24 protein-coding genes are annotated in these 22,142 nt (G+C 69.0%); 5 read left to right on the plus strand and 19 right to left on the minus strand.

The window, feature by feature from the left end:
• Positions 1-28: 28 nt before the first annotated feature.
• The 10 genes from H8N03_RS14525 to xseB form a co-directional block, all read right to left on the minus strand.
• On the minus strand, positions 29-1,096 hold the full coding sequence (locus H8N03_RS14525) for a dihydrodipicolinate synthase family protein (RefSeq protein WP_187076920.1): 1,068 nt from the start codon (positions 1,094-1,096) through the stop codon (positions 29-31).
• Positions 1,096-2,133 carry an NAD-dependent epimerase/dehydratase family protein gene (locus H8N03_RS14530; RefSeq protein ID WP_187076921.1) on the minus strand — a complete coding sequence of 346 codons (1,038 nt, stop codon included), beginning with the start codon at positions 2,131-2,133 and terminating at the stop codon, positions 1,096-1,098. The genes H8N03_RS14525 and H8N03_RS14530 overlap by 1 nt, the downstream gene beginning before the upstream one ends.
• Positions 2,134-2,308: 175 nt before the next feature.
• Positions 2,309-3,991 (minus strand): cation:proton antiporter domain-containing protein, encoded by a 1,683-nt coding sequence (locus H8N03_RS14535; RefSeq protein ID WP_187076922.1) that lies wholly within the window; start codon positions 3,989-3,991, stop codon positions 2,309-2,311.
• 74 nt (positions 3,992-4,065) lie between these two features.
• Entirely contained in the window at positions 4,066-5,148 is a 1,083-nt protein-coding gene (locus H8N03_RS14540) for a TRAP transporter substrate-binding protein (RefSeq protein WP_187076923.1), read from the minus strand.
• Between the two features lie 179 nt (positions 5,149-5,327).
• Positions 5,328-6,407 carry a TRAP transporter substrate-binding protein gene (locus H8N03_RS14545; protein ID WP_187076924.1) on the minus strand — a complete coding sequence of 360 codons (1,080 nt, stop codon included), beginning with the start codon at positions 6,405-6,407 and terminating at the stop codon, positions 5,328-5,330.
• Positions 6,408-6,553: 146 nt separating this feature from the next.
• A complete protein-coding gene (locus H8N03_RS14550) occupies positions 6,554-7,633 on the minus strand; it encodes a TRAP transporter substrate-binding protein (protein WP_187076925.1) in 1,080 nt (359 codons plus the stop codon).
• Positions 7,634-7,845: 212 nt separating this feature from the next.
• Positions 7,846-8,925 carry a TRAP transporter substrate-binding protein gene (locus H8N03_RS14555; RefSeq protein WP_187076926.1) on the minus strand — a complete coding sequence of 360 codons (1,080 nt, stop codon included), beginning with the start codon at positions 8,923-8,925 and terminating at the stop codon, positions 7,846-7,848.
• Positions 8,926-9,136: 211 nt separating this feature from the next.
• The gene (gene dxs / locus H8N03_RS14560; protein ID WP_187076927.1) at positions 9,137-11,023 is read right to left on the minus strand and encodes a 1-deoxy-D-xylulose-5-phosphate synthase; all 1,887 of its coding nucleotides are present in this window, start codon (positions 11,021-11,023) and stop codon (positions 9,137-9,139) included.
• A 4-nt stretch (positions 11,024-11,027) separates the two neighbouring features.
• On the minus strand, positions 11,028-11,915 hold the full coding sequence (locus H8N03_RS14565; RefSeq protein WP_354005130.1) for a polyprenyl synthetase family protein: 888 nt from the start codon (positions 11,913-11,915) through the stop codon (positions 11,028-11,030).
• Complete coding sequence (gene xseB / locus H8N03_RS14570; protein WP_187076928.1) at positions 11,912-12,139, minus strand: exodeoxyribonuclease VII small subunit; 228 nt, start codon at positions 12,137-12,139, stop codon at positions 11,912-11,914. Before xseB ends, H8N03_RS14565 begins: the two co-directional genes overlap by 4 nt.
• 139 nt (positions 12,140-12,278) lie before the next feature.
• Between xseB and H8N03_RS14575 the strand changes: the two genes are divergently transcribed.
• The 4 genes from H8N03_RS14575 (at position 12,279) to H8N03_RS14590 (ending at position 15,953) form a co-directional block, all read left to right on the plus strand.
• The gene (locus H8N03_RS14575; protein ID WP_187076929.1) at positions 12,279-13,427 is read left to right on the plus strand and encodes an aromatic ring-hydroxylating oxygenase subunit alpha; all 1,149 of its coding nucleotides are present in this window, start codon (positions 12,279-12,281) and stop codon (positions 13,425-13,427) included.
• A 21-nt stretch (positions 13,428-13,448) separates the two neighbouring features.
• Positions 13,449-14,081 carry a 3-isopropylmalate dehydratase small subunit gene (gene leuD, locus H8N03_RS14580; RefSeq protein ID WP_187076930.1) on the plus strand — a complete coding sequence of 211 codons (633 nt, stop codon included), beginning with the start codon at positions 13,449-13,451 and terminating at the stop codon, positions 14,079-14,081.
• Positions 14,081-14,980 carry a DMT family transporter gene (locus H8N03_RS14585; RefSeq protein WP_187076931.1) on the plus strand — a complete coding sequence of 300 codons (900 nt, stop codon included), beginning with the start codon at positions 14,081-14,083 and terminating at the stop codon, positions 14,978-14,980. Before leuD ends, H8N03_RS14585 begins: the two co-directional genes overlap by 1 nt.
• An 85-nt stretch (positions 14,981-15,065) precedes the next feature.
• The gene (locus tag H8N03_RS14590; RefSeq protein WP_187076932.1) at positions 15,066-15,953 is read left to right on the plus strand and encodes a sulfurtransferase; all 888 of its coding nucleotides are present in this window, start codon (positions 15,066-15,068) and stop codon (positions 15,951-15,953) included.
• A gap of 64 nt (positions 15,954-16,017) precedes the next feature.
• Here H8N03_RS14590 and H8N03_RS14595 read toward each other — a convergent pair whose 3' ends face one another.
• From H8N03_RS14595 to H8N03_RS14635, 9 genes are all read right to left on the minus strand, one after another.
• Positions 16,018-16,431, minus strand: a complete 414-nt coding sequence (locus H8N03_RS14595) for a hypothetical protein (protein ID WP_187076933.1) — start codon at positions 16,429-16,431, stop codon at positions 16,018-16,020.
• The gene (locus H8N03_RS14600) at positions 16,431-16,850 is read right to left on the minus strand and encodes a hypothetical protein (RefSeq protein ID WP_187076934.1); all 420 of its coding nucleotides are present in this window, start codon (positions 16,848-16,850) and stop codon (positions 16,431-16,433) included. The genes H8N03_RS14595 and H8N03_RS14600 overlap by 1 nt, the downstream gene beginning before the upstream one ends.
• A gap of 165 nt (positions 16,851-17,015) precedes the next feature.
• Positions 17,016-17,525, minus strand: a complete 510-nt coding sequence (locus H8N03_RS14605; protein ID WP_187076935.1) for a hemerythrin domain-containing protein — start codon at positions 17,523-17,525, stop codon at positions 17,016-17,018.
• A 22-nt stretch (positions 17,526-17,547) separates the two neighbouring features.
• Positions 17,548-17,721, minus strand: coding sequence for a hypothetical protein (locus H8N03_RS14610; RefSeq protein WP_187076936.1), 174 nt, complete (start codon positions 17,719-17,721; stop codon positions 17,548-17,550).
• 85 nt (positions 17,722-17,806) lie between these two features.
• Positions 17,807-19,135, minus strand: coding sequence for a cation:proton antiporter (locus tag H8N03_RS14615; protein WP_187076937.1), 1,329 nt, complete (start codon positions 19,133-19,135; stop codon positions 17,807-17,809).
• Positions 19,136-19,253: 118 nt separating this feature from the next.
• Positions 19,254-20,072, minus strand: a complete 819-nt coding sequence (locus H8N03_RS14620) for an alpha/beta hydrolase (RefSeq protein ID WP_187076938.1) — start codon at positions 20,070-20,072, stop codon at positions 19,254-19,256.
• Positions 20,073-20,094: 22 nt separating this feature from the next.
• Positions 20,095-20,598, minus strand: coding sequence for a hypothetical protein (locus tag H8N03_RS14625; protein WP_187076939.1), 504 nt, complete (start codon positions 20,596-20,598; stop codon positions 20,095-20,097).
• 143 nt (positions 20,599-20,741) lie between these two features.
• Complete coding sequence (locus H8N03_RS14630; protein WP_187076940.1) at positions 20,742-21,455, minus strand: tyrosine-protein phosphatase; 714 nt, start codon at positions 21,453-21,455, stop codon at positions 20,742-20,744.
• A 19-nt stretch (positions 21,456-21,474) separates the two neighbouring features.
• Positions 21,475-21,699, minus strand: a complete 225-nt coding sequence (locus tag H8N03_RS14635; protein WP_187076941.1) for a hypothetical protein — start codon at positions 21,697-21,699, stop codon at positions 21,475-21,477.
• Between the two features lie 128 nt (positions 21,700-21,827).
• On the opposite strand from H8N03_RS14635, the gene H8N03_RS14640 reads away from it, so the two are divergent.
• On the plus strand, positions 21,828-22,073 hold the full coding sequence (locus tag H8N03_RS14640) for a hypothetical protein (protein WP_187076942.1): 246 nt from the start codon (positions 21,828-21,830) through the stop codon (positions 22,071-22,073).
• Positions 22,074-22,142: the final 69 nt, after the last annotated feature.

Here is a 22,142-nt window from a genome sequence, read left to right on the forward strand (position 1 = left end):
GCGAAGCGCACCCCAGCGATCGGCCCCCTCACGCCAGCCACCGCTCCCTGTGCTCCGCCACGAACGCGTCGTCCGTGAGATGCGGGTAATCGCGTTGCACCCGCGACAAGGCTTCGGCCTGGCCCGGGCTCAATCCCTCGTTCGCATCCAGGCACCACGTCCCCTGCAGGATCCCCTGACGCCGCAGGATCTCGTGGCAGCCCGCGATGCAGCCGTGGAAGTCGTGCGCCACGTCGAAGAGCGCCGCATTGCAGTCGGTGACCTGGCTGTCCAGGGCGAGCAGGTCCATGTCGGCCTGCCCGGCCTCGACCGCGGCGTGGATGCGCTCCAGCAACTGCACGGCCGCGCGGGTCCACACGCTCCAGTGCCCGAGCAGGCCGCCCTTCACGCGCACGGTGACCGGCGCGCCATCCCGCACGAAGCGGAAGGGCGCGAGCAGGTCCATCACGATGTGGTCGTCGTTGCCGGTGTAGAGCGTGACGCGCTCCTCCGCCCGCGCCGCCACCACGCCGCGGATCACGTCCAGCGTGCGATAGCGGTGGAAGGGCGCCATCTTGATGGCGACCACGTTGTCGATCGCGGCGAAGCGCTGCCAGAACGTCATCGGCAGGTGGATGCCGCCCACCGCGGGCTGCAGGTAGAAGCCCACCAGCGGGAACTCCTCCGCCACCGCTCGGCAGTGCGCGACGATTTCGTCTTCGCTCGCGCCCTTCATCGCCGCCAGGCTCAGGAGCCCCGCGTGGTAGCCGAGGCCGCGGGCGATGCGTGCTTCGCGCACGGCCTGCTCGGTGCGGCCCGCGAGGCCTGCCACCATGAACAGCGGTCGCTTGCCACCGAGCGGCTCCCACTCGCGCGCCGTCTGCATCGCGAGCTCCAGCACCGGCTGGTAGAGGCCGACGTCGCGGATCGCGAACTGGGTCGAATGCACGCCCACGGCGACGCCGCCGGCGCCCGCATCGAGGTAGTAGCGCGTCATCGCGCGCTGGCGGCGTGCATCGAGCTTGCGCTGCGCGTCCAGCGCCAGCAGGTGCGCGGGGATCGCCGCGCCGCGGCGCAGGACGGCGAGGCTGTCGCGCGGGATCTCGGACCAGTGCATCAGTACTTCCCGTCGCGGGCTTCGTAGTGCGTCGGCTTGTTGAGCGACGCGCCCCCGCGCTGCACCCAGTCCGCCGTCCAATCGAGCATGCGCGCGAGCCCCACCTGCGGCTCGCCGAAGAGGCGGAAGGCTTCGCGGCAATCGACCAGCCACGCGGTCTCCGCCTCGTAGCCGGTGAAGCGCGGCGCCTTGCCCAGGCGCAGGCTGAATTCGCACGCGAGCTCGCGGATGCTCACGCGCGGGCCGCTCAGGTTCAGCGGCGTGGTCGGCGCGGTGCAGTGCGCCAGCGAGCGCAGCGCCCAGTCGTTCGCCTCGCCCTGCCAGATGATGTTGGCGTGGCCCATGGAGAGGTCGATGGGCTCGCCGCGCAGCACCTTCTGCGCCACGTCGTGCAGCACGCCGTAGCGCATGTCGATCGCATAGGACAGGCGCAGCAGGCGGCCCGGTGTCTGGTGCAGGTGCGAGAAGTGCTCGAACAGGCGCTCGCGGGCGACGCAGGAGTTCGCGTACTCGCCGGACGGCGCCGTCGGCGGCATCGATTCGGGCGCGCCTTCGGTCTCCTTCGAGACGAAGGGGTACACGCAGGCGGTAGAGAACGCCACGATGCGCGAGCGCGCGAAGCGCTCCGCCACCAGGCCGGGTACGTAGGCGTTCATCGCCCACGTAAGCCACTCGCTGCCGGTGGAGCCGAACTTGCGGCCGGCCATGAACACGATGTTGGGCGCGTCCGGCAGGCGCGCGAGCGCTTCGCGCGATTGCAGGTCGGCGGCGATGCATTCGACGCCGGCTTGCTGCAGCTGCTCGCGCAGGCCCGGCTCGGAAAAGCGCGCGACGCCGATCACGCGGCGCCCGGGTCCGGCGCGCTTGGCCATGCGGGCGAGCGTGGGGCCCATCTTGCCGCCGACACCGAGCACCATCAGGTCGCCGTCGACACGTTCCAGCGCCTGCACCAGTTCCGGCGAAGGCCGGCTCATCAATTCCTCGAGCGCCGCCACGTCCGCGATGCGGGCAGGCAGGTCCTTGGCGGATTCCGTCATGCCGCCACTATTCACCAATTGGTGAATTAAGAAAAGATCGGGGGAACCCTTAGAACGAAGGCGGACCTCCGAACGCAAGGCAAGTCGGCTGGGTTGCGTGCAGCGCACCCCGGCATCGCGCGGATGCGCTGGGGTTCGCTGGCGCGAAACCCAGCCTACGAGCGCGGGTCAAGGCCTACGCCTTGCACCGCTCCAGCACGTAGTGGCTCATCGCCAGCGCCAGCTCGTGCTCGCCGACGAACACGCGGCCCGACAGCTCCTGCTCCAGGCGGCGCGCCTCTTCCTCGTTGTGCGAGCGCACGACGATCTCCACCTGGGGATTCAGCTGGCGCGCGTAGCCCGCCATCTGCCGCACGCCGATGGTGTCCGGGATCGCGATCACCAGCAGGCGGGCACGCGCGATGTGCGCCTGCACCAGCACCTCGGGACGGCTCGCGTCGCCGCTCACGGCCGGCACGCCTTGCGCGCGCAGCTGCTCCACGATCTCGCGGTTCTCTTCGGCCACCACGTAAGGCAGCCCCGCGGCCTTCAGCGACTCGGCCACCTTGCGGCCCACGCGGCCATAGCCCACCAGCACCACCTGACGCGACAGGTACTTGGGGTCGGTGGTCATGGGCAGCTCCGCCAGCGGGTCGTCGCGGGCCTCGAGCTGGCGCGCCAGCTGCGAGCGTGCGAGCAGCCATGCCTGGAAGGGCCGCATCGCCTTGAACACCAGCGGGTTGATCGCGATGGAGATCAGCGCGCCGGCGACGATCAGGCTGGCGCCCTCCTGCGGCAGGAGGCCCAGCGCCATGCCCAGGCTGCCGAGGATGAAGGAGAACTCGCCGATCTGCGCCAGGCTGGCGGAGACTGTCAGCGCGGTGTGCAGCGGGTAGCGCAGCAGCAGCACCAGCACGGCGGCCGCGATCGACTTGCCGAAGACGATGACGCCCACGACCGCGACCACGCGCAGCGGCTGGTCGACGAGGATGCGCGGATCGAACAGCATGCCGACGGAGACGAAGAACAGCACCGCGAAGGCGTCGCGCAGCGGCAGGGTCTCCTCCGCCGCGCGGTGGCTGAACTGCGACTCGCGCAGCACCATGCCGGCGAAGAAGGCCCCCAGCGCGAAGGACACGCCGAACACCATCGTGGCGCCGTAGGCGATGCTCACCGCGGCGGCCACCACGCACAGCGTGAACAGCTCGCGCGAGCCCACCTTCTGCACCTGCCACAGCACCCACGGGAAGAGGCGCCGGCCCACGATCAGCATCAGCGCGACGAAGAGCCCCACGGACAGCAGCGTGCGGCCCACGCTGCGCCAGATCGCCTGCGCGTCCGCGGCGCCGCCCGTCAGCACGCCCGCCAGCGGCGGCAGCAGCACCAGCACGAGCACCATCGCCAGGTCTTCCACCACCAGCCAGCCGACCGCCACGCGCCCGTTGAACGTGTCCAGGATGCCCAGGCTTTCCAGCGCGCGCAGCAGCACCACCGTGCTCGCGACCGAGAGCGCGATGCCGAACACCAGCGCACCGGCGAAGCTCCAGCCCCACAGCATGGCAACGCCCGCGCCCATCGCGGTCGCAGCCAGAATCTGCACGATCGCGCCCGGTACCGCGATGCGGCGCACGGCGAGCAGGTCGGCGAAGGAGAAGTGCAGCCCCACCCCGAACATCAGGAGCATCACGCCGATCTCCGCCAGCTGCGAGGCGATGTGCGTATCGGCGACGAAGCCGGGCGTGAACGGGCCGATGACGACGCCGGCCAGCAGGTAGCCGACGAGCGCGGGCAGCCGCAGCCGCGCGGCCACGAAGCCGAGGACGAGGGCAAGCCCCAGGCCTCCGGCGATCGTGGTGATCAGGGGGATGTTGTGCTCCATGCCCCCAATCTACTACGGCGCAGGAAGCAGAAAGGCCGCATTGCTGCGGCCTTTGCTGTCGTCGCGCTGAAGGATCAGATCTTCACCGACGCCATGAAGCTGTCGTAGTAGAACTCCGAGAAGCGGGTCCACAGCAGCTGGTCGCGCTGGAAGGCGCGCATGTCCTGGTGGATCTTCTTGAACTCGGGCGACTTGGCTTCGTGCTCGGCGAAGACTTCCATCGACGCCTTGTAGCCGGCCTGCAGCACGTCCTTCGGGAAGGGCTTCAGCTTGGTCTTGTTGGCCACCAGGCGCTTGAGCGCGACGGGGTTCACCGCGTCGTACTTGGCGGTCATGTCGCGCGCGGCGACCTGCGTCGCGGCGGAGACGATCGCCTTGTTCTCGGGCGACAGCGCGTTGAACGCCTTGCTGTTCACGAAGAACTCCAGCTCCGCGCCGCCTTCCCACCAGCCGGGGTAGTAGTAGAAGGGAGCGACCTTGGCGAAGCCCAGCTTCTCGTCGTCGTAGGGGCCGACGAACTCGGTGGCGTCCAGCGTGCCCTTCTCGAGCGCCTGGTACACCTCGCCGGCGGGCATGTTCTGCGACACCACGCCGAGCTTGTTCATCGCCTCGCCGAGCAGGCCGCCGCCCATGCGCATCTTCAGGCCCTTGAGATCGGCCGCGCTCTTGATCTCCTTGCGGTACCAGCCGCCCATCTGGGTGCCGGTGTTGCCCGCGCTGAAGCTCTTGATGTTGTACTTGCCGTAGAACTCGTCCATCAGCTTGCGGCCGTTGCCGTGCTCCATCCAGGAGTCCATCTGGCGCGCCGTCAGGCCGAAGGGCACGGCGCAGCCGAACGCGAAGATCGGGTCCTTGCCGGTGAAGTAGTAGGGCGCGGTCTGCGCCATCTCGATCGTGCCGTTCTGGATCGCGTCGACCACGCCGAACGCGGGCATCAGCTCGCCGGCGGCGTGCACGGACACTTCGAACTTGCCGCCCGAGAGTTCCTTGACCGTCTTCGAGAACATCTCGGCGGAGCCGAAGATGGTGTCGAGCGACTTCGGGAAGGAGGAAGCAAGGCGCCAGCGTACGGCGGCCTGGGCATGCACCGCGGGCGCGATGCCGGATGCGAGGACGCCGGCGATGCCGGCGCGCTTCATGAGGGAACGACGATCCATGGAGGACAGCTCCTGAAACTTGGGATGTGACAAAAAGTGGGCGCATGATGCGCCCCCATTCGGGGCAAAGCTGTCAGGAGGCTGGCACCGCCGTCGGGCGAAACCCGCAGTCCTGGTGCATGTGCTAAGCAAAAAGCCGCATTGCGTGCGGCTTTTTGCATGAGATGCGCTCTTCCGTACTACAGCTTCTGGGACTGCATGAAGCGGTCGAACGTCGCCTCGGTGAAGCGGAACCACAGGTTCTGGTCGGAGCGGAACCTGGCGTAATCCGCGTAGACCTTCTTCCAGTTCGGGTTCTTGCCCGAGAGCTCGTCGTACAGCGCCATCGACTGCTTGAACGCCGCCGTCATCAGGTCCGCGGGGAAGGGACGCAGCTTCGCGCCCTGCGCCACCAGCTGCTTCAGCGCGCCGGGATTGCGCGCGTCGTACTTGGCCTGGGTCACGACGTGCGCCTCGGCCGCGGCCGATTCGACGATCGCCTTGTTCTCCGCGGACAGGGCCGCGTACGCCTTGTTGTTGATGTAGAGGTCCAGCTGCAGGCCGCCTTCCCACCAGCCGGGGTAGTAGTAGAAGGGCGCGACCTTGTGGAAGCCGAGCTTGAGGTCGTCGTACGGGCCGATCCACTCGGCCGCGTCGATGGTGCCCTTCTCCAGCGCCTGGTAGATCTCGCCGCCGGGGATGTTCTGGGGCACGCCGCCCATGCGCTCCAGCACGCGGCCGGCGAAGCCGCCGATGCGGAACTTCAGGCCCTTGAAGTCCGCGGCGGACTTGACCTCCTTGCGCATCCAGCCGCCCATCTGCGCGCCGGTGTTGCCGCACGCGAAGTTGACCATGTTGTACTGCGCGTAGAACTCGCGCATCAGCTTCAGGCCGTTGCCCTCGAAGGTCCAGGCGCTCATCTGCCGGCTGTTCAGGCCGAAGGGGATCGCGCCGCCGATGGCGAAGGTCTCGTCCTTGCCGAAGAAGTAGTAGGGCGCCGTGTGCGCCGCCTCCACGGTGCCTTGCTGCACGCCGTCGACCACGCCGAAAGCAGGCATCAGTTCGCCGGCGGCGTGCACGGACACCTCGAACTTGCCGCTGGAGAGCGCCTTCACCTTCTGCGCGAACACTTCGGCGGCGCCGTAGATCGTGTCCAGCGACTTCGGGAAGCTGGACGCGATGCGCCAGCGGATCGCGGACTGCGCGTGCGCGGCGGGCGCGACGCCGGCGGCGAGGACGCCGGCGAGGCCGGCATGCTTGAGGGCGGAACGACGATCCATGGCAACTCCGGTGTTGGATGAGTAGTGCCTGGATCATGGTTGCCCGCCCGCGCGGCAAGCTTGCACGCGGCTGGCGGTGCGGGCTGGGGGATGTCCGTAAGAAAAAAGGGCTCCCTCCGGAGCCCTTCGCTGTCGCGGTGCGCGCCTTAGAGCTTCTGCGACTGCATGAAGCGGTCGAACGTCGCCTCCGTGAAGCGGAACCAGAGGTTCTGGTCGGCGCGGAATTTCGAGTAGTCCGCGTAGATCTTCTTCCAGTCCTCGTTCTTGGCGTTGAGCTCCTCGTACACGCCCATGGCGGTCTTGAAAGCCGCGGAAAGGATCTCGTTGGAGAAGGGGCGCAGCTTGGCGCCGGACGACACGAGCTGCTTGAGGGCGCCCGGGTTGCGCGCGTCGTAGCGGGCCTGCATCACGATGTGCGCCTCGGCGGCGGCGGACTCCACGATCGCCTTGTTCTCCGCCGACAGGGCATTGAACGCCTTGTCGTTGATGAAGAAGTCCAGCTGCGGGCCGCCTTCCCACCAGCCGGGGTAGTAGTAGTAGGGAGCGACCTTGTTGAACCCGAGCTTCAGGTCGTCGTACGGCCCCACCCATTCCGCGGCGTCGATGGTGCCCTTCTCCAGCGCCTGGTAGATCTCGCCGCCGGGGATGTTCTGCGGCACGCCGCCCATGCGCTCCAGCACGCGGCCGGCGAAGCCGCCGATGCGCATCTTCAGGCCCTTGATGTCCTTGAGCGACTTGATCTCCTTGCGGTACCAGCCGCCCATCTGCGAGCCGGTGTTGCCGCCGGGGAAGTTGATCATGTTGTACTTGGCGTAGAACTCGCGCATCAGCTTCAGGCCGTTGCCCTCGTACATCCACGCCGTCATCTGCCGGCTGTTCAGGCCGAAGGGGATCGCGCAACCCAGCGCGAACACCTCGCTCTTGCCGAAGAAGTAATAGGGCGCCGTGTGCGCCACTTCCACGGTGCCCTGCTGCACGCCATCCACCACGCCGAAGGCGGGCATCAGCTCGCCGGCGGCATGCACGGACACCTCGAACTTGCCCCCGGACATGGCCTTGACCCTGGCGGCGAACACGTCCGCGGCGCCGAAGATCGTGTCGAGCGACTTCGGGAACGAGGACGCGAGGCGCCAGCGGATGGCAGTCTGCGCATGCACTGCCGGCGCCACGCCGGCAGCCAGCACGCCCGCGATGCCGGCCTGCTTGATGAGGGAACGACGATCCATGAACTCTCCTGTCACACGTTAGGTTTGCCTTTGGACCTCGACTTCCTACTTTCGTATCGATTGCGAGGGTGGCTCATTCTAGGAATGACAGGTTATTGTCAGCCGGGGGTTTTCCCTGCCGAGCAACAGCGGCGAGCAGCATTTGCTTTTGGGACCGGCCCGAAGGGCCGCATCATCGAAGACAAGGCGCCGACAGGCGCCTTGTCTTCGCCTTAGAGTTTTTGCGTCTGCATGAACCGGTCGAAGGTCGCTTCCGTGAACCGGAACCACAGGTTCGCTTCGGCGCGGAATTTCGAGTAGTCCGCGTAGATCTTCTTCCAGTCCTCGTTCTTCGCGCCGATCTCCTCGTAGAGCGCCATGGACTCCTTGAAGGCGCGCGACATGAGGTCGTTGGAGAAGGCCCGCAGCTTGGTGCCGGCGGAGACCAGCTGCTTCAGCGCCGCGGGGTTGCGCGCGTCGTACCGGGCCTGCACGATGATGTGCGCCTCGGAAGCGGCGGATTCGACGATGGCCTTGTTCTCCGCGGAGAGCGCGTTGAACGCCTTGTCGTTGACCAGGATGTCCAGCTCCGGGCCGCCTTCCCACCAGCCGGGGTAGTAGTAGTAAGGGGCGACCTTGCTGAACCCGAGCTTCAGGTCGTCGTACGGCCCCACCCATTCGGCCGCGTCGATCGTGCCTTTCTCCAGCGCCTGGTAGATCTCGCCGCCGGGGATGTTCTGCGGCACGCCGCCCATGCGCTCGATCACCTTGCCCGCGAAGCCGCCGACGCGGAACTTCAGGCCTTTCATGTCGGCGGCGCTCTTGATCTCCTTGCGGTACCAGCCGCCCATCTGCGCGCCCGTGTTGCCGGCCGGGAAGTTGAGCATGTTGTACTTCGCGTAGAACTCGCGCATCAGCTTCAGGCCGTTGCCCTCGAACATCCACGCGGTCATCTGCCGGCTGTTGAGGCCGAAGGGGATCGCGCAGCCCAGCGCGAACACCTCGCTCTTGCCGAAGAAGTAATAGGGCGCCGTGTGCGCCACTTCCACCGTGCCCTGCTGCACGCCGTCGACGACGCCGAACGCGGGCATCAGTTCGCCGGCCGCATGCGTGGACACCTCGAACTTGCCGCCGGACATCGCCTTGACGCGCGCGGCGAAGACTTCCGCGCCGCCATAGAGCGTGTCGAGCGACTTCGGGAAGCTGGAGGCCAATCGCCATCGGATCGCCGGCTGGGCGTGGACGGCAGGCGCGATGCCGGTCGCGAGCACGCCCGCGATGCCTGCGTTGCGGATCAGGGAACGACGGTCCATGGCGGTCTCCTCAGGTGACGAGGCGACCATTCTGGATTTGACAGGTTTTTGTCAGGAACGGGTTTTCCCGGGCTTCCTGCGGTGGGGTTCGCTTCGCTCACCTTCCGCCGCTGCGCGGCGCCACCCTACGAGGACGAATGCGCCCCCTGTAGGGTGGCGCGGCGACAGCCGCGGACGGTGAGCGCAGCGAACCCCACCGACGGGCGCCCGCTCAGCCCACCACCTTCAGGCTCGGCGCCGGCCGCTCCAGGATGCCGCCGAACCGCCCCTGGATCGAAGCCTCGATCCCCGCCGCGTCCAGCCCCTGCATCGCCAGCAGCTTCGCCGGATCGCCGTGCGGCGCGTACTCGTCGCGCAGCCCGAGCTGCAGCACCGGCTTGACGACGCCGGCCGCGTTCAGCGCCTCGGTCACCGCGCTGCCCGCCCCGCCCATGATCGCGCCCTCTTCCACCGTGACGATCGCGTCGTGCGACGCGGCCAGCTGCAGCAGCAGCTCGGTGTCCAGCGGCTTGGCCCAGCGCATGTTGGCCACCGTCAGGTCCAGCTTCTCCGCCGCCTGCAGCGCCGGATACAGCAGCGTGCCGAAAGCCAGCACCGCGACGCGGCGGCCCTGGCGGCGCACCTCGCCCTTGCCGAAAGGCAGCGGCTGCAGGCCCGGTTCGACGGCGGCACCCACGCCGGCCCCGCGCGGATAGCGCACCGCCACGGGGTGGTCCTGCTGGTAGGCCGTGGTGAGCAGCTTGCGCGTCTCGTTCTCGTCGGCCGGGCAGGCGATGCTCACGTTCGGGACGCAGCGCAGGTACGCGATGTCGTACGCGCCCGCGTGCGTCGGCCCGTCGGCCCCTACCAGTCCCGCGCGGTCCAGCGCGAACACCACGGGCAGGTTCTGCAGCGCCACGTCGTGGATCAGCTGGTCGTAGGCGCGCTGCAGGAAGGTCGAATAGATCGCGACGACGGGCTTCAGCCCCTCGCAAGCGATGCCGGCCGCGAAGGTGACCGCATGCTGTTCGGCGATGCCGACGTCGTGGTAGCGCTCGGGAAAGCGCTGGTGGAACTCCACCATGCCCGAGCCCTCGCGCATCGCCGGCGTGATGCCGACCAGGCGATGGTCCTGCGCCGCCATGTCGCACAGCCACTGGCCGAACACCTGGGTGAACGTCGGCTTGGGCGGCGTGGCCGGCTTCACCAGGCCCACGGCCGGATCGAACTTGCCGGGCCCGTGGTAGGCCACGGGGTCGGCCTCGGCGAGCTTGTAGCCCTGCCCCTTCTTCGTCACGACGTGCAGGAACTGCGGGCCCTTCAGCTGGCGGATGTTCTCCAGCGTGGGGACCAGCGACTCCAGGTCGTGGCCGTCGATGGGGCCGATGTAGTTGAAGCCGAACTTCTCGAACAGCGTCGCGGGCACGACCATGCCCTTCGCGTGTTCCTCGATGCGCTTGGCCAGCTCGAAGAGCGGCGGCGCGACGTGCAGCACCTTCTTGCCCAGCTCCTTGGTGGCCGCATAGAAGCGGCCGCTCATGAGCTGCGCCAGGTAGCGGTTCAGCGCGCCCACGGGCGGGCTGATCGACATGTCGTTGTCGTTGAGGATCACCAGCAGGTCGGTGTCCAGCACGCCGCCGTTGTTCAGCGCCTCGAAGGCCATGCCCGCGCTCATCGCGCCGTCGCCGATGACGGCGATCGCCTTGCGTTGCTCGCCCTTCTGCTTCGCCGCCACGGCCATGCCGAGCGCGGCGGAGATGCTCGTGGACGAGTGCGCGGTGCCGAAGGTGTCGTACTCGCTCTCGGCGCGCTGCGGGAAGCCCGCGAGGCCCCCCAGCTGGCGCAGCGACGCCATGCGGTCGCGCCGGCCGGTGAGGATCTTGTGCGGATAGGTCTGGTGGCCCACGTCCCAGACCACGCGGTCCCAGGGCGTGTTGAAGACGTAGTGCAGCGCGATGGTCAGTTCCACCGTGCCGAGGTTGGAGCTGAGGTGGCCGCCGGTGCGCGCCACCGACTCGAGCACGTACGCCCGCAGTTCTTCCGCCAGCAGCGGCAGCTGCGTGCGCGGCAGCCGCCGCAGGTCGGCGGGGTCGTTGATCGTTTCCAGCAGCGTAGCCATGTTTTCAGTTGTCCCTGTGGACCACCATCTCCGCCAGCGCCAGCAGCGCCTGCGTGTCCGGCAAGCCCGTGGTGGCGAGCGCCGCGCGGCCCTGCTCCAGCAGTTCGCGTGCATAGCTGCGCGCGCGCTCCAGGCCCAGCAGGGACACGTAGGTGGGCTTGTCGTGCAGTGCGTCCTTGCCCGCGGTCTTGCCAAGGGTAGCGGAATCCGCGGTCACGTCGAGGATGTCGTCCACCACCTGGAACGCCAGGCCCAGCGCGCGGCCATATTCCTCGAGTCCGCGGCGCGCCAGCGCCGTGGTGTGGCCGCAGGCGGCGCCCATCGCCACGCTCGCCTGCAGCAGCGCGCCGGTCTTCAGGCGGTGCATCTGGCGCAGCTCGTCCTCGGTCAGCGACTTGCCGACGGCCGCGAGATCGATCGCCTGGCCACCCGCCATGCCCGCGTGCCCTGCGGCCTGCGCCAGCAGCCTGCAGAGCGCCGCCTGCGTGCGCTCCGGGATGCCGGCGTCCTCGGGCGCCAGGAACTCGAAGGCCAGCGCCTGCAGCGCGTCCCCCGCCAGCAACGCGGTGGCCTCGCCGAACGCGACGTGCACCGTGGGCTTGCCCCGGCGCAGCACGTCGTTGTCCATGCAGGGCATGTCGTCGTGCACCAGCGAGTACGCATGGATCAGTTCCACGGCGCAGGCCGCGCGCAGCGCCGCGTCCATGTTGCCGCGCACGGCTTCGGCCGCGCCGAGCACGAGCAGGGGCCGCAGGCGCTTGCCGCCATCGAGCACGGCGTAGCGCATCGCCTCGCCCAGCTGTGCGGGAGCTTCGGAAGGGACCCAGGCGGAGAGAGCCTGTTCCACGCGATCGAGTCGTTCGGCCGACCAGTCCTTCAGGTGAAAGCTCACTCGCTGGCCCACGGCTTCAGCACGCCCGCGTCGAGCACCTTGATCTGCTCCTCGACGGCCTGCAGCTTCTCGCGGCAGAACTTCAGCAGGTCGGCGCCGCGTTCGTAGCCCGCGAGCAGTTGCTCCAGCGGGAGCTGGCCGGACTCGATGAGTCCCGTGAGCTGCTCGAGCTCTTCCATCGCCGCTTCATAGCTGGCGGGAGGTTTGAAGGGCGGCTTGGTCATGCAATGGCGTTCAGATCAACAGTGGATTTTAGGCGAGCCCACCCCATCTGACCCCGGAGGGTAGAATCGCCCTCCCTTTCTGTCGCGCTCCCGAGCGTGGCCCTGCCCCTTCATAGGGGGAGTCTCTAGGTCAGGTGAAATGTCTGATTTAAGTCTTCAGTTACAGCAGGCCGCAAGCCAACTTCCCGTTTCCAGCTACTTCGATCCGGCACTCTTCGCGCGGGAGCAGGAGCTCATCTTCCAGCACGGGCCCCGTTACCTGGGGCACGCACTGGCCATCCCGGAGTCGGGTGACTACCACGCCCTTCCCCAGGAAGGCGAAGGGCGGGCGCTGCTGCGCTCGCGCAATGGCATCGAGCTGATCTCCAACGTCTGCCGCCACCGGCAGGCGGTGATGCTGCGCGGGCGCGGCTCCGTGAACGAGAAGCCCTCGTCGGGAGGCAACATCGTGTGCCCGCTACATCGCTGGACCTACAGCGCCGGCCATGGCGGCAAGGCGGGCACGCTGCTGGGTGCCCCGCATTTCGCGACCGATCCCTGCCTGAACCTGAACAATTACCCGGTCCAGGAGTGGAACGGGCTCGTGTTCGAGGGCGGCGCCGGCTTCGACGTGAACCGCGCACTGGCGAAGCTGGGTCCCAAGGCGGACCTGGACTTCTCCGGCTACGTGTACGACCGCACCGAGCTGCACGAGGTGGACTACAACTGGAAGACCTTCATCGAGGTCTACCTGGAGGACTACCACGTGGGCCCGTTCCACCCGGGGCTGGGCAACTTCGTGACCTGCGAAGACCTGCGCTGGGAGTTCGGCCCGCACTACTCGGTGCAGACGGTGGGCGTGGCCGGCAAGCTCGGCAAGCCCGGCTCCGACGTGTACCGCCAGTGGCACGAGCAGGTGCTGCGCTACCAGGACGGCCGCATGCCCAAGCACGGCGCGGTGTGGCTCACGCTCTACCCGAACGTGATGGTGGAGTGGTACCCGAACGTGCTGGTGGTCTCCACGCTGTTCCCGCGCGGGCCCCGGAAGACGCTCAACATGGTGGAGTTCTTCTACCCCGAGGAGATCCAGGCCTTCGAGCGCGAGTTCGTCGAAGCCCAGCAGGCCGCCTACATGGAGACCTGCGTGGAGGACGACGAGATCGCGCTGCGGATGGACGCGGGCCGCAAGGCCCTCATGGACCGCGGAGACAACGAGGTCGGCCCGTACCAGAGCCCGATGGAAGACGGCATGCAGCACTTCCACGAGTGGTACCGGGACGCGATGGGCCCGCAGACCGCGCTGCGCTGAGTGCCTTCGTTCCCTGCCGGCGTGCACAGGGGCACCGTGGTGCCCCTGGACCGGCGCAACGTCGACACCGACGCGATCTTCCCGAAGCAGTACGGGCGCTCCACCGCGAAAAGCGGCTACGGGCCCGTGCTGTTCGACAACTGGCGCTACCTCGATCCCGGTGACCTGGACAGCGACCACGCGCTGCGCCGGCCCGATCCCGGCTTCGTGCTGAACGCGCCCGCGCTGCGCGACGCGACGGTGCTGCTCGCGGGCGACAACTTCGGCTGCGGCTCCAGCCGCGAACACGCGGTCTGGGCGCTGCGCGACTACGGCTTCCGCGCGGTGGTAGCGCCCAGCTTCGGCGACATCTTCCGGCAGAACTGCGCGCTGAACGGCGTCGCGCCCATCGTGCTCGCGGGGCACGAAGTGCGCAGGCTGTTCGACCTCGCGCAAGCGGGCGTGCTGTCGGTCGCCATCGACGTGAACGAAGGCACGCTGTCCGCGGGGCCGGAACGCTTCCGCTTCGAGCTCACGCCGCGGCAACGGCTGCTGCTCACGCAGGACATCGACTGGATAGGCGCGACCCTCGCGCACCGCCAGCGCATCGGCGCCTTCGAGGCGGAGCGGCTCGCGCGCCAACCCTGGCTGGCCAGGATGTTCCCGGAGACCTGATGCAAGCCCTGTGGATGCTCGCCGCGTCGCTGTTCTTCGCGACCATGGCGGTCTGCATCAAGATCGCCTCCGCGTGGTTCAACGCCGCCGAGCTCGTGTTCTGGCGCGGCCTGATCGGCATGGTGATCATGGCGCTGTGGGCACGCTCGCGGCGCACGTCGCTGGCCACGCGCTACCCGTTCATGCACGCGTGGCGCAGCCTGGTCGGCGTGCTCTCGCTCGGCGCGTGGTTCTACGCCATCGCCGGCCTGCCGCTGGCCACCGCCATGACGCTCAACTACATGAGCAGCGTGTGGATCGCGGCCTTCCTCGTGGGCGGCGCCCTCGTCGCCTGGAACCCGCGCACCGACGGTGCCCTGCCCGCGCGCCAGGGGCCGCTGGCGCTCACGGTGCTGGCGGGCTTCGCTGGCGTCGTGCTCATGCTGCGCCCGACCATCGAACAGCACCAGGTGTTCGCCGGGCTGGTGGGCCTGCTGTCGGGGCTGCTCTCCGCCTTCGCCTACCTGCAGGTGATGGCCCTCGGCCGCATCGGCGAGCCGGAGGTGCGCACCGTCTTCTATTTCGCGGCGGGGTCGATGGTCGCGGGCGCGGCGGGCATGCTCGTCACCGGCGTGTCGCCCTGGGACTGGGGCCATGCGCTGTGGCTGCTGCCGATGGCGCTGCTCGCATCGCTGGGACAGTGGTGCATGACGCGGGCCTACAGCCACGGCCCCACCCTGCTCGTGGCCAACCTGCAGTACTCGGGCATCGTCTTCGGCGCCCTGTACAGCCTGGTGCTGTTCGGCGACCGCATCCCGCTGGTCGGCTGGATCGGCATGGGCCTGATCTGCGCCAGCGGCATCGCCGGCACGGTGCTGCGGGCCCGGGCGGCGCCGGACGCGCCGGGGGAAGAACATTGAGGGAAAAGGGGCTAGGGGCTAGGGGCTAGGGACGAGGGAACAGCCACAATGCACCCTAGCCCCTAGCCCCTAGCCCCTAGCCCCTATGTACACCACCCTCATCTCCGCCCGCCAGCTGATGGACCTGCAGGCCGCGAAGGCCCGCCTGATGGTGTTCGACTGCAGCTTCGACCTGATGGACACCACGAGCGGGGAGAAGCAGTACCTGCAGGCGCACATCCCGGGCGCCGTGTATGCGCACCTGGACACGGCGCTGAGCGACAAGGGCTCGCTGGATGCGAACGGCCAGGTCGCCCCGCACAGCGGCGCCGCCTCGGGAGGCCGGCACCCGCTGCCCCGGCGCGAGAAGTTCGCGATGTGGCTGTCCGGCGTGGGCTTCGCCAACGACATGCAGGCCGTGGTGTACGACCGCAACGGCGCCAACTACTGCGGGCGCCTGTGGTGGATGCTCAAGTGGGCCGGCCACGATGCCGTCGCCATCCTCGACGGCGGGCTGCAGGCCTGGCAGGCCGCCGGCGGCGAGGTGCGCTCGGGCACCGAGCCGTCGCACTTCCAGAGCAACTTCGAGCTGGGGCCGCCCTTGCGGCGGCTGGTGAGCACCGAGGACGTGCGCGCCGCCCTCGGGCAGCAGGCGCAGACGCTCGTCGACGCACGTGCGCCGCAACGCTACCGCGGCGAAGCGGAGCCGCTCGATCCCGTGGCGGGGCACATCCCCGGCGCGCTCAATCGCCCGTTCGCGCAGAACCTCGGGCCGGACGGCCTGTTCAAGAGCCCGCAGCAGTTGCGCACCGAGTTCGACGCGCTGCTCGCCGGCCGCGACCCGGCCGGCGTCGTGCACCAGTGCGGCAGCGGCGTGAGCGCGGTGCCGAATCTCGTGGCGATGGAAGTCGCGGGCTACGCGCCCACCGGCCTCTATGCGGGCAGCTGGAGCGAATGGACCCGCACGCCGGGCCTGCCCGTGGAGAAAGGCTGATCCTCGCGCACGCATGAAAAAAGCCGGGACGTGCCCGGCTTTTTTCATGGCGTTGCGGGAAGCTTCAGGGACGGCTGCCGACGGCCGAACCGGACGTCGTGTTGGCGCTGCCGTCGGGGACGGTCGGGCCGTTCGCGCCCGAAGCGCCCATCGCCGTGTTGCTGCCCAGCCCGCCATTGAGGCCGGTGCCTGGCTGTGCCGCCTGGCTGCGCCCGTTCGCTTCCGCGGTCCCTTGCCCCGTGGCACCCGGCACCGCGTCGCCGCCGGAAGAACCCGTGTGCGGCGCGGAACCTGCGATGCCCGAAGGCCCGCCCGGCGGGCCGTCCGGAGCGGCCGGCCGCACCACTTCGGTGGCGTTGCCGGTGCCCGGGCTCCCCGGGGCGGTCGCGTTCGTGTCCGCCTGCTTGCTGCACGCGCCCAGGGCGAGCGTGCACGCGGCGGCCAGGCTCGCGAGAGGCCAGGACGCGCGCCGCAACATCACTTGGCCGTGCCGGTCGTGCCGGTGGTGCTGCCCGTGGGGGCGCCGGTCGCGCCGGTGCTGCCGGTCGTGGAGCCCATGCTGCTGCCGGTGCCGGTGGTGCTGCCCGCCGTGGAGCCGGAGCCCATGTCGGTGCTGGTGCCCGGGGTGGTAGCGGTGCCGGCGCCCATGGAGGTGCCGCTGCCGGTGGTCGTGTCGGTGGTGGACGGGGTCGTGCCCATCGAGCCGCTGGCGGTCGTGCTGTTGGTCGTGTCGCTCGGCGTCGTCGTCGTCGACGGCAACGTGCTGGAAGTCGTGGACGAAGAGGTGGAGCTGTCGGTGGCGGCGGTGCCCGCCTCATCCTTCTTGCCGCAAGCGCTCAGCGTCAGGGCAGCCATCAGGGCCAGGGCGGCGCATTGCGCGATCGGGGACTTGATCATCAGGAACTCCTTGGTTTCGAATCGGATTGCATCGAGAGAGATGACAGCGGGTTGGCCCCGTTGCCTGCGGCTCACTTTAGTGGGCGATCTCTTCGGCCATGTCGTCTCGCACTGTCGAAGGCTGTAGGACAAGGCACGGCCGGAACGCCGCGCCTTGCAGCCTCCTCAAGCGAGCGCCGAGGCCAGCGCATCTTCGCGCAGGGCATCCGATACGGCGCGCAATTCTTCCTTGCGAATCGTGAGCGAACGTGCAAGCGACTGCAGGTCCAGGCGCGACGCGAGCGCGCGGTTGAAGACCTGCTCGCGCTCCTGCCGCACGTGCCGCGCGACGTACTCGGCGAGCACCGCGACGCGCGCGTCGTACAGCTCGTCTTCCGGCGACGTCGACAGGATCTGCGCGACGAATTCGCGCTGGCTGCCGTGCTGTTCCTCCGCCTCGTCGACGAGATCCTCGTCGTTCAGCGCATCGCGCACGGCAGGGTAGAACAGCTCTTCCTCCAGGCGTGCATGGATGGTGAGCTCCATGCAGATCTCCTCGGCCAGCGCGCGGCGTTGCAGCGCCGGCGCGCCGGTGCGCACGAGGTCGCGGTAGGACTCGAACATCGCGTGCACCGCGAGGTGGTCCGCATCCAGCAGGTCGATGGCGTCGGGAGCCTGTTTCTTGGTGGTGTGCATGGGGCGTCTCCGTCGGAATGCGTCAGCCGCGGCCGTTGCGCTCTGCCTTGGTCTTGACGAACTGTTGCATCACGGGCGCCGCGGGCGAGCCGCGATTGGCGCCCGTGGGAGCCGGTTGCAGCTCCTCCTGGCGCTCCGCGCGCGTGCGTTCCTTGCGTGCGGCCTGCGGCCGCGGGGTCTTGGGCGTGGGATTCATGGCTCTTTCTCGTCGTACCACTCTAAAGATGCACGCGCCCGGCGCTGTCAGTGCGAAGACGTCAGTCATGTAGGAAAGCCCTCCTTCAAGCCCGGCCGCGCGGGCGGCGCAAGGCACGCTCGTACGCCGCCATGAGCGGCGTGACGGAGACTCCGTGCACGACGATCGACGTGACCACCACCGACAAGGTGAGCGCCACGAGCGGATCGGCCAGGTGGCGCGGCAATCCGTGGTTCAGCGCGTACATGAGGTAGTAGAGCGAACCCACCCCGCGGATGCCGAACCATCCGATCAGCAGGCGCTGGCCGCGCGAGACCGGCGACCGCGCCAGGCCCAGCCGTACCGAGAGCGGACGGATCACGAGCAGCAGCAGCGGCACGAACCACCACGCCGCGCTTTCCCACGCGACGGCCCACAGCAGCGCGCCGATGGTGATCACCACGGCGACTTCGCCGATGCGCTCCGCCTGTTCGTTGAACGCGAGCACGGCGCGCGCCATGAACGCGGGCGCGTGGCGAGGGTCGACCGCGACCTGGTGCGCCAGGGTGCGGTCCGCATCCACCAGCGCCTCTTCCACCTTCGCGAGGCTCGCGTCGCCGCCGGACTGCCGTTGCTCGAGGCGGCGCAAGGCCACGCCGGCCGCGAACACCGCGAGGAAGCCGTACGCGTGGAGCTCCAGGGCCGTGCCGTACGCGAGTCCGATGAGTCCCAGCGCGAGGAAGTCGTCGAGGCCCACGGCCTCCTTGTGCTCGCGCCGCAGGTACAGCACGAGGCGGCCCACCGCGAGGCCCAGCACCCAGCCGCACGCCAGTCCCGCGGCGGTCGCCCACACCACGTCGACGGCGAGCCACTTCCAGCCGCCGGCGCCGAGATCGTGCAGGCCGAGGAGGCCGAGGCCCAGCATCACGAAAGGAAAGGCACTGCCGTCGTTGAGTCCGCCCTCGCCGGTGAGCGCGAAGCGCAGCTTGTCCTGGTCGCCCGGCTCGTGCAGCTGCACGTCCGACGCGAGCACGGGATCGGTGGGCGCGAGGATGGCACCGAGCAGGATGCAGGCACCGGCGGGCAGCCCGAGGAAGAAGTACGCGGCCAGCGCGATCAGCGCAATGGTGATCACCATCGACGTGAGCGCCAGCCGCACCGGCAGCAGCCAGCGCCGGTCGCGCAGGCCGGGGCTCAGCTTCAGCCCCGCCGTGAACAGCGACAGCAGCACCACCACTTCCGCGACGTGCTCCAGGATCGGTGCATGCGTGCGCGGCTGCGGTGCGACGAGATACAGCAGCAGCGGGCTGACGGCGAGGCCCACCAGCAGGTACAGCATGGCGGTCGACAGCGGCAGGCGCTTGAGCACGCTGCCGGCGAGCGCCATCAGCACGAGCAGCAGGCCGACGATGAGGGACCAGAGGGCGGTTTGCATCGCTACCGTCACCCCCGCGGAGGCGGGGGCCCAGGGCGTGGGAAGAGCTGCGCCCGCAACGCGGGCGCAGTCCGATAGCACTGGTTTCCCGCCTTCGCGGGAATGACGAGCCCCTTCTTCAGAGCCGCCCGAGCGCGGACAGCAGCGCCTTGCGCACGGTGGGGAAGCGATGCACGTCGCTGTGGCCCGCGCCGTCGACGCGCAGCAGCTGCGCCGAGCGCATCGCGCTGCACAGCTTCTCGCTGTGGTGGATCGGGATGAGCTCGTCCTTCTCGCCGTGGATCAGCATCACGGGGCCGAGCAGCTTCGCCGCATGCTCCAGCGTCTGCAGCGGGTAGCGCAGCACCTGGATCGGCACCCAGGGATACAGTTCCGCCGCCAGAGCCTTCATGCTGCTGTACGGCGACACGAGCAGGGTGAGGTCCGGCGCCCGCCCGTTGGAGCACAGGTCGGCCGCGAGCCCCGCCGCGAGGCCGGTGCCCAGCGACTGGCCGGAGATGACGACGCGCCTGCCTTCGTACATGGGCGCGAAGTGCTGCCAGACCGACAGCACGTCGGCGCGCAGCTGCTCCTCGCTCTCGATCTGGCCGCTGCTCTTGCCGAAGCCGCGGTAGTCGAACATCACGACGTCGAAGTTCGCCTGGCGGAAGGCATCCAGCTCCACGAACCACTTCTTCAGGTTGCCGGAATTGCCGTGCAGGAAGAAGAAGACGCCCCGCGGATCGGGCCGCCGCATGTGCGCGACCGACAGCCGCGCGCCGGGCACCTCGACGAAGAACTCGCGCGTGTCCGGATCGTTGCAGATCGGATCGTCCTGCGGCAGCGGATCCGGTTCGAACAGCAGGCGTTCCTGGCGGAAGTACAGCCATCCGATGGCACCGGCGTAGATCGCGCCGATGGCCAGGAGGACCGAGGCGGAGAAGATCGCGTAGACCATGTTGCCTCCTCCCCGGACCGCGCTAGCGACCGCGTTTGGCATCGGGATCGCTCGGACCGTTGCGGTCGGACAGGCCGGGGTTCGGCGCCCCCAGGCGGCCGCTGTCGCTCGCGAATTTCTCGTTCCAGGTGCCGCCGGCACCCGTCACCTTGCCGCGCGGATGGACTTCGTCGGTGCCGTCGTCGAAGTTCAGGGCACCGCCGCCCGCGGGCGGTGCGTCGTCCGCCGCGCCGTGGTCACGTTCGTTGACGCCGGAGGGGGACACGAGGTCCGGCTGGTTGTCGCTGGTGATGCCGACCTTGGCCGGCCCGTCGCCACGGTAGTCCTGCGCGGAGGGCGATTCGCTGGAGACCGGCATGCCCTTTTCTTCGCCGGCGGTGGGCCGGTCGCGACGCTGGCCGACGCCCGGCGCGTCGCCGGTGCCGCGGGCGGAGGCCTGGCCGTCGGTGGCCTGGTTCACGTCCGGCGAGGGCCGGTCGTCGTCCTTGCGCGGCATCCCGTCGCGGGATTGTTCCTGGTTGGGCATCGCGGACTCCTTTTCCTTGGTGTTTTCCATTGGCTGCCTTTCGGCAGTCCCATGGCAGGAGTGTTCGCGCCGCGCAATCGCTGACCTGTCGGTTCCGCCCGGGGTCTCGCGTAGGAGCCGGGCGCGGGGCCCGGCAGGAGGGCCTACCCTTCGCGGTAAAGCTGCCGCAGCGCGGCACGCTCGGCATCCCGCAGGCGCAGGCCCTCGCGCAGGTAGGTTTCCAGCGAACCGTAGCGCGCGTCCACTTCGTCCAGCGCGGCCTGCAGGAAAGCAGGCTGCACGCGCCACAGCACTTCCATGGCCTCGCGCGGAAGCCCGAGCCGCGACGCCTCGGGAAGCACCAGGCGGTCGTTCGTCAGCAGGTAGTCGCGCATCACTTCCTCGTCGGGCACGCCCAGCGCCTTGAGCAGGAGGGCCGCGGCGAAGCCGGTGCGGTCCTTGCCCGCGGTGCAGTGGAAGACGGTGGGTTCGTCGGAGGCGAGCAGGTGCTGGAAGAACTCCGCGAAGCGCTCCGTGTTGTGGCGCACGAAGCCGCGGTAGGTGTCCTGCATGTGGACGGCGACGAGATCGCCCGTGAGGCGCTCGCCCGCCTCGCGCATCTCGGCCAGCTTCTGCACGATGGTCGGCTCGATCGGCAGCGAGTGCACGGTGACTTGCTCGAGCCGGCAGGCGGCGCTGGTGCGCTCGTGCACGCCGCGGAAATCGAGCACGCGCGTGATGCCCAGCGCGCGGATCTGGGCGGCGTCGGCGGCGTCCAGGGCGCCGAGGTGGTCGGAGCGGTACAGCTTGCGCAGGGGCAGCCCGGGCACGGACCCCACGCCCACGCGGCGGAAGTTGGAGGAACTCGCGAAGCGCATCCCTCCATTGTCGCGGAGCCTACTTCGATCGGCTCGACTCGCTCGCGACACCCCCGCCGCCCTGGGCGTCGGCATCGCGCAGGTCGGGCGTGCCCTCGCTGGGTGCGCGCTCGTTGGCGCCGCCGTCCGGGTTGCCGGACTGCGCGCCGCTGTTGGCCTGCCCGCGGCTGCCGCGGGCGCCTTCGTTGCCGGGGCTCTTCGTGCTGGGGAGGGTGGCGGCGTCGTCGGGTCGTTGGGAATTCATGGGATCTCGTGTGCCGGAAAGAAGAATGCCTGGCGGCGCGAGCGGCCAGGCATGTAGGGAGGCCCTAGGGATCCCGGCTTGCGCCGGGATGACGTGACTCGCGCGGCTGCGCCGCGACGTCACGTCACTTGCTCGAAGCCTTGGAAGAGCGGCTGGAGCTGCCGGAACCCTTGCTGCCCGAGCTCTTGCTGGCGCTGGCGCGGCCGCTGGAAGAACGGCTGGAGGCGCTGGCCTTGCCGCCCTTGCTCGCGCTCGACTTGCTCGGCGACGAGGAGGACTTGGAGGAAGAAGAAGAACTGCGCGATGCCATAGCTTGCTCCTTTGGATGCATGAACGGCCGCTTGTTCCTGCTTGCGGCCACCCGCTCAATCTAGGCAGACCAATCACGGAGCCTGTCGGTTCACCCTGCGGCTCCGCGTAGGAATCGCCCTGCCCCTGGCGAT

The sequence above is a fragment of the Ramlibacter cellulosilyticus genome, from assembly GCF_014297465.1.
In the GTDB taxonomy this organism is placed as follows: domain Bacteria; phylum Pseudomonadota; class Gammaproteobacteria; order Burkholderiales; family Burkholderiaceae_C; genus Ramlibacter; species Ramlibacter cellulosilyticus.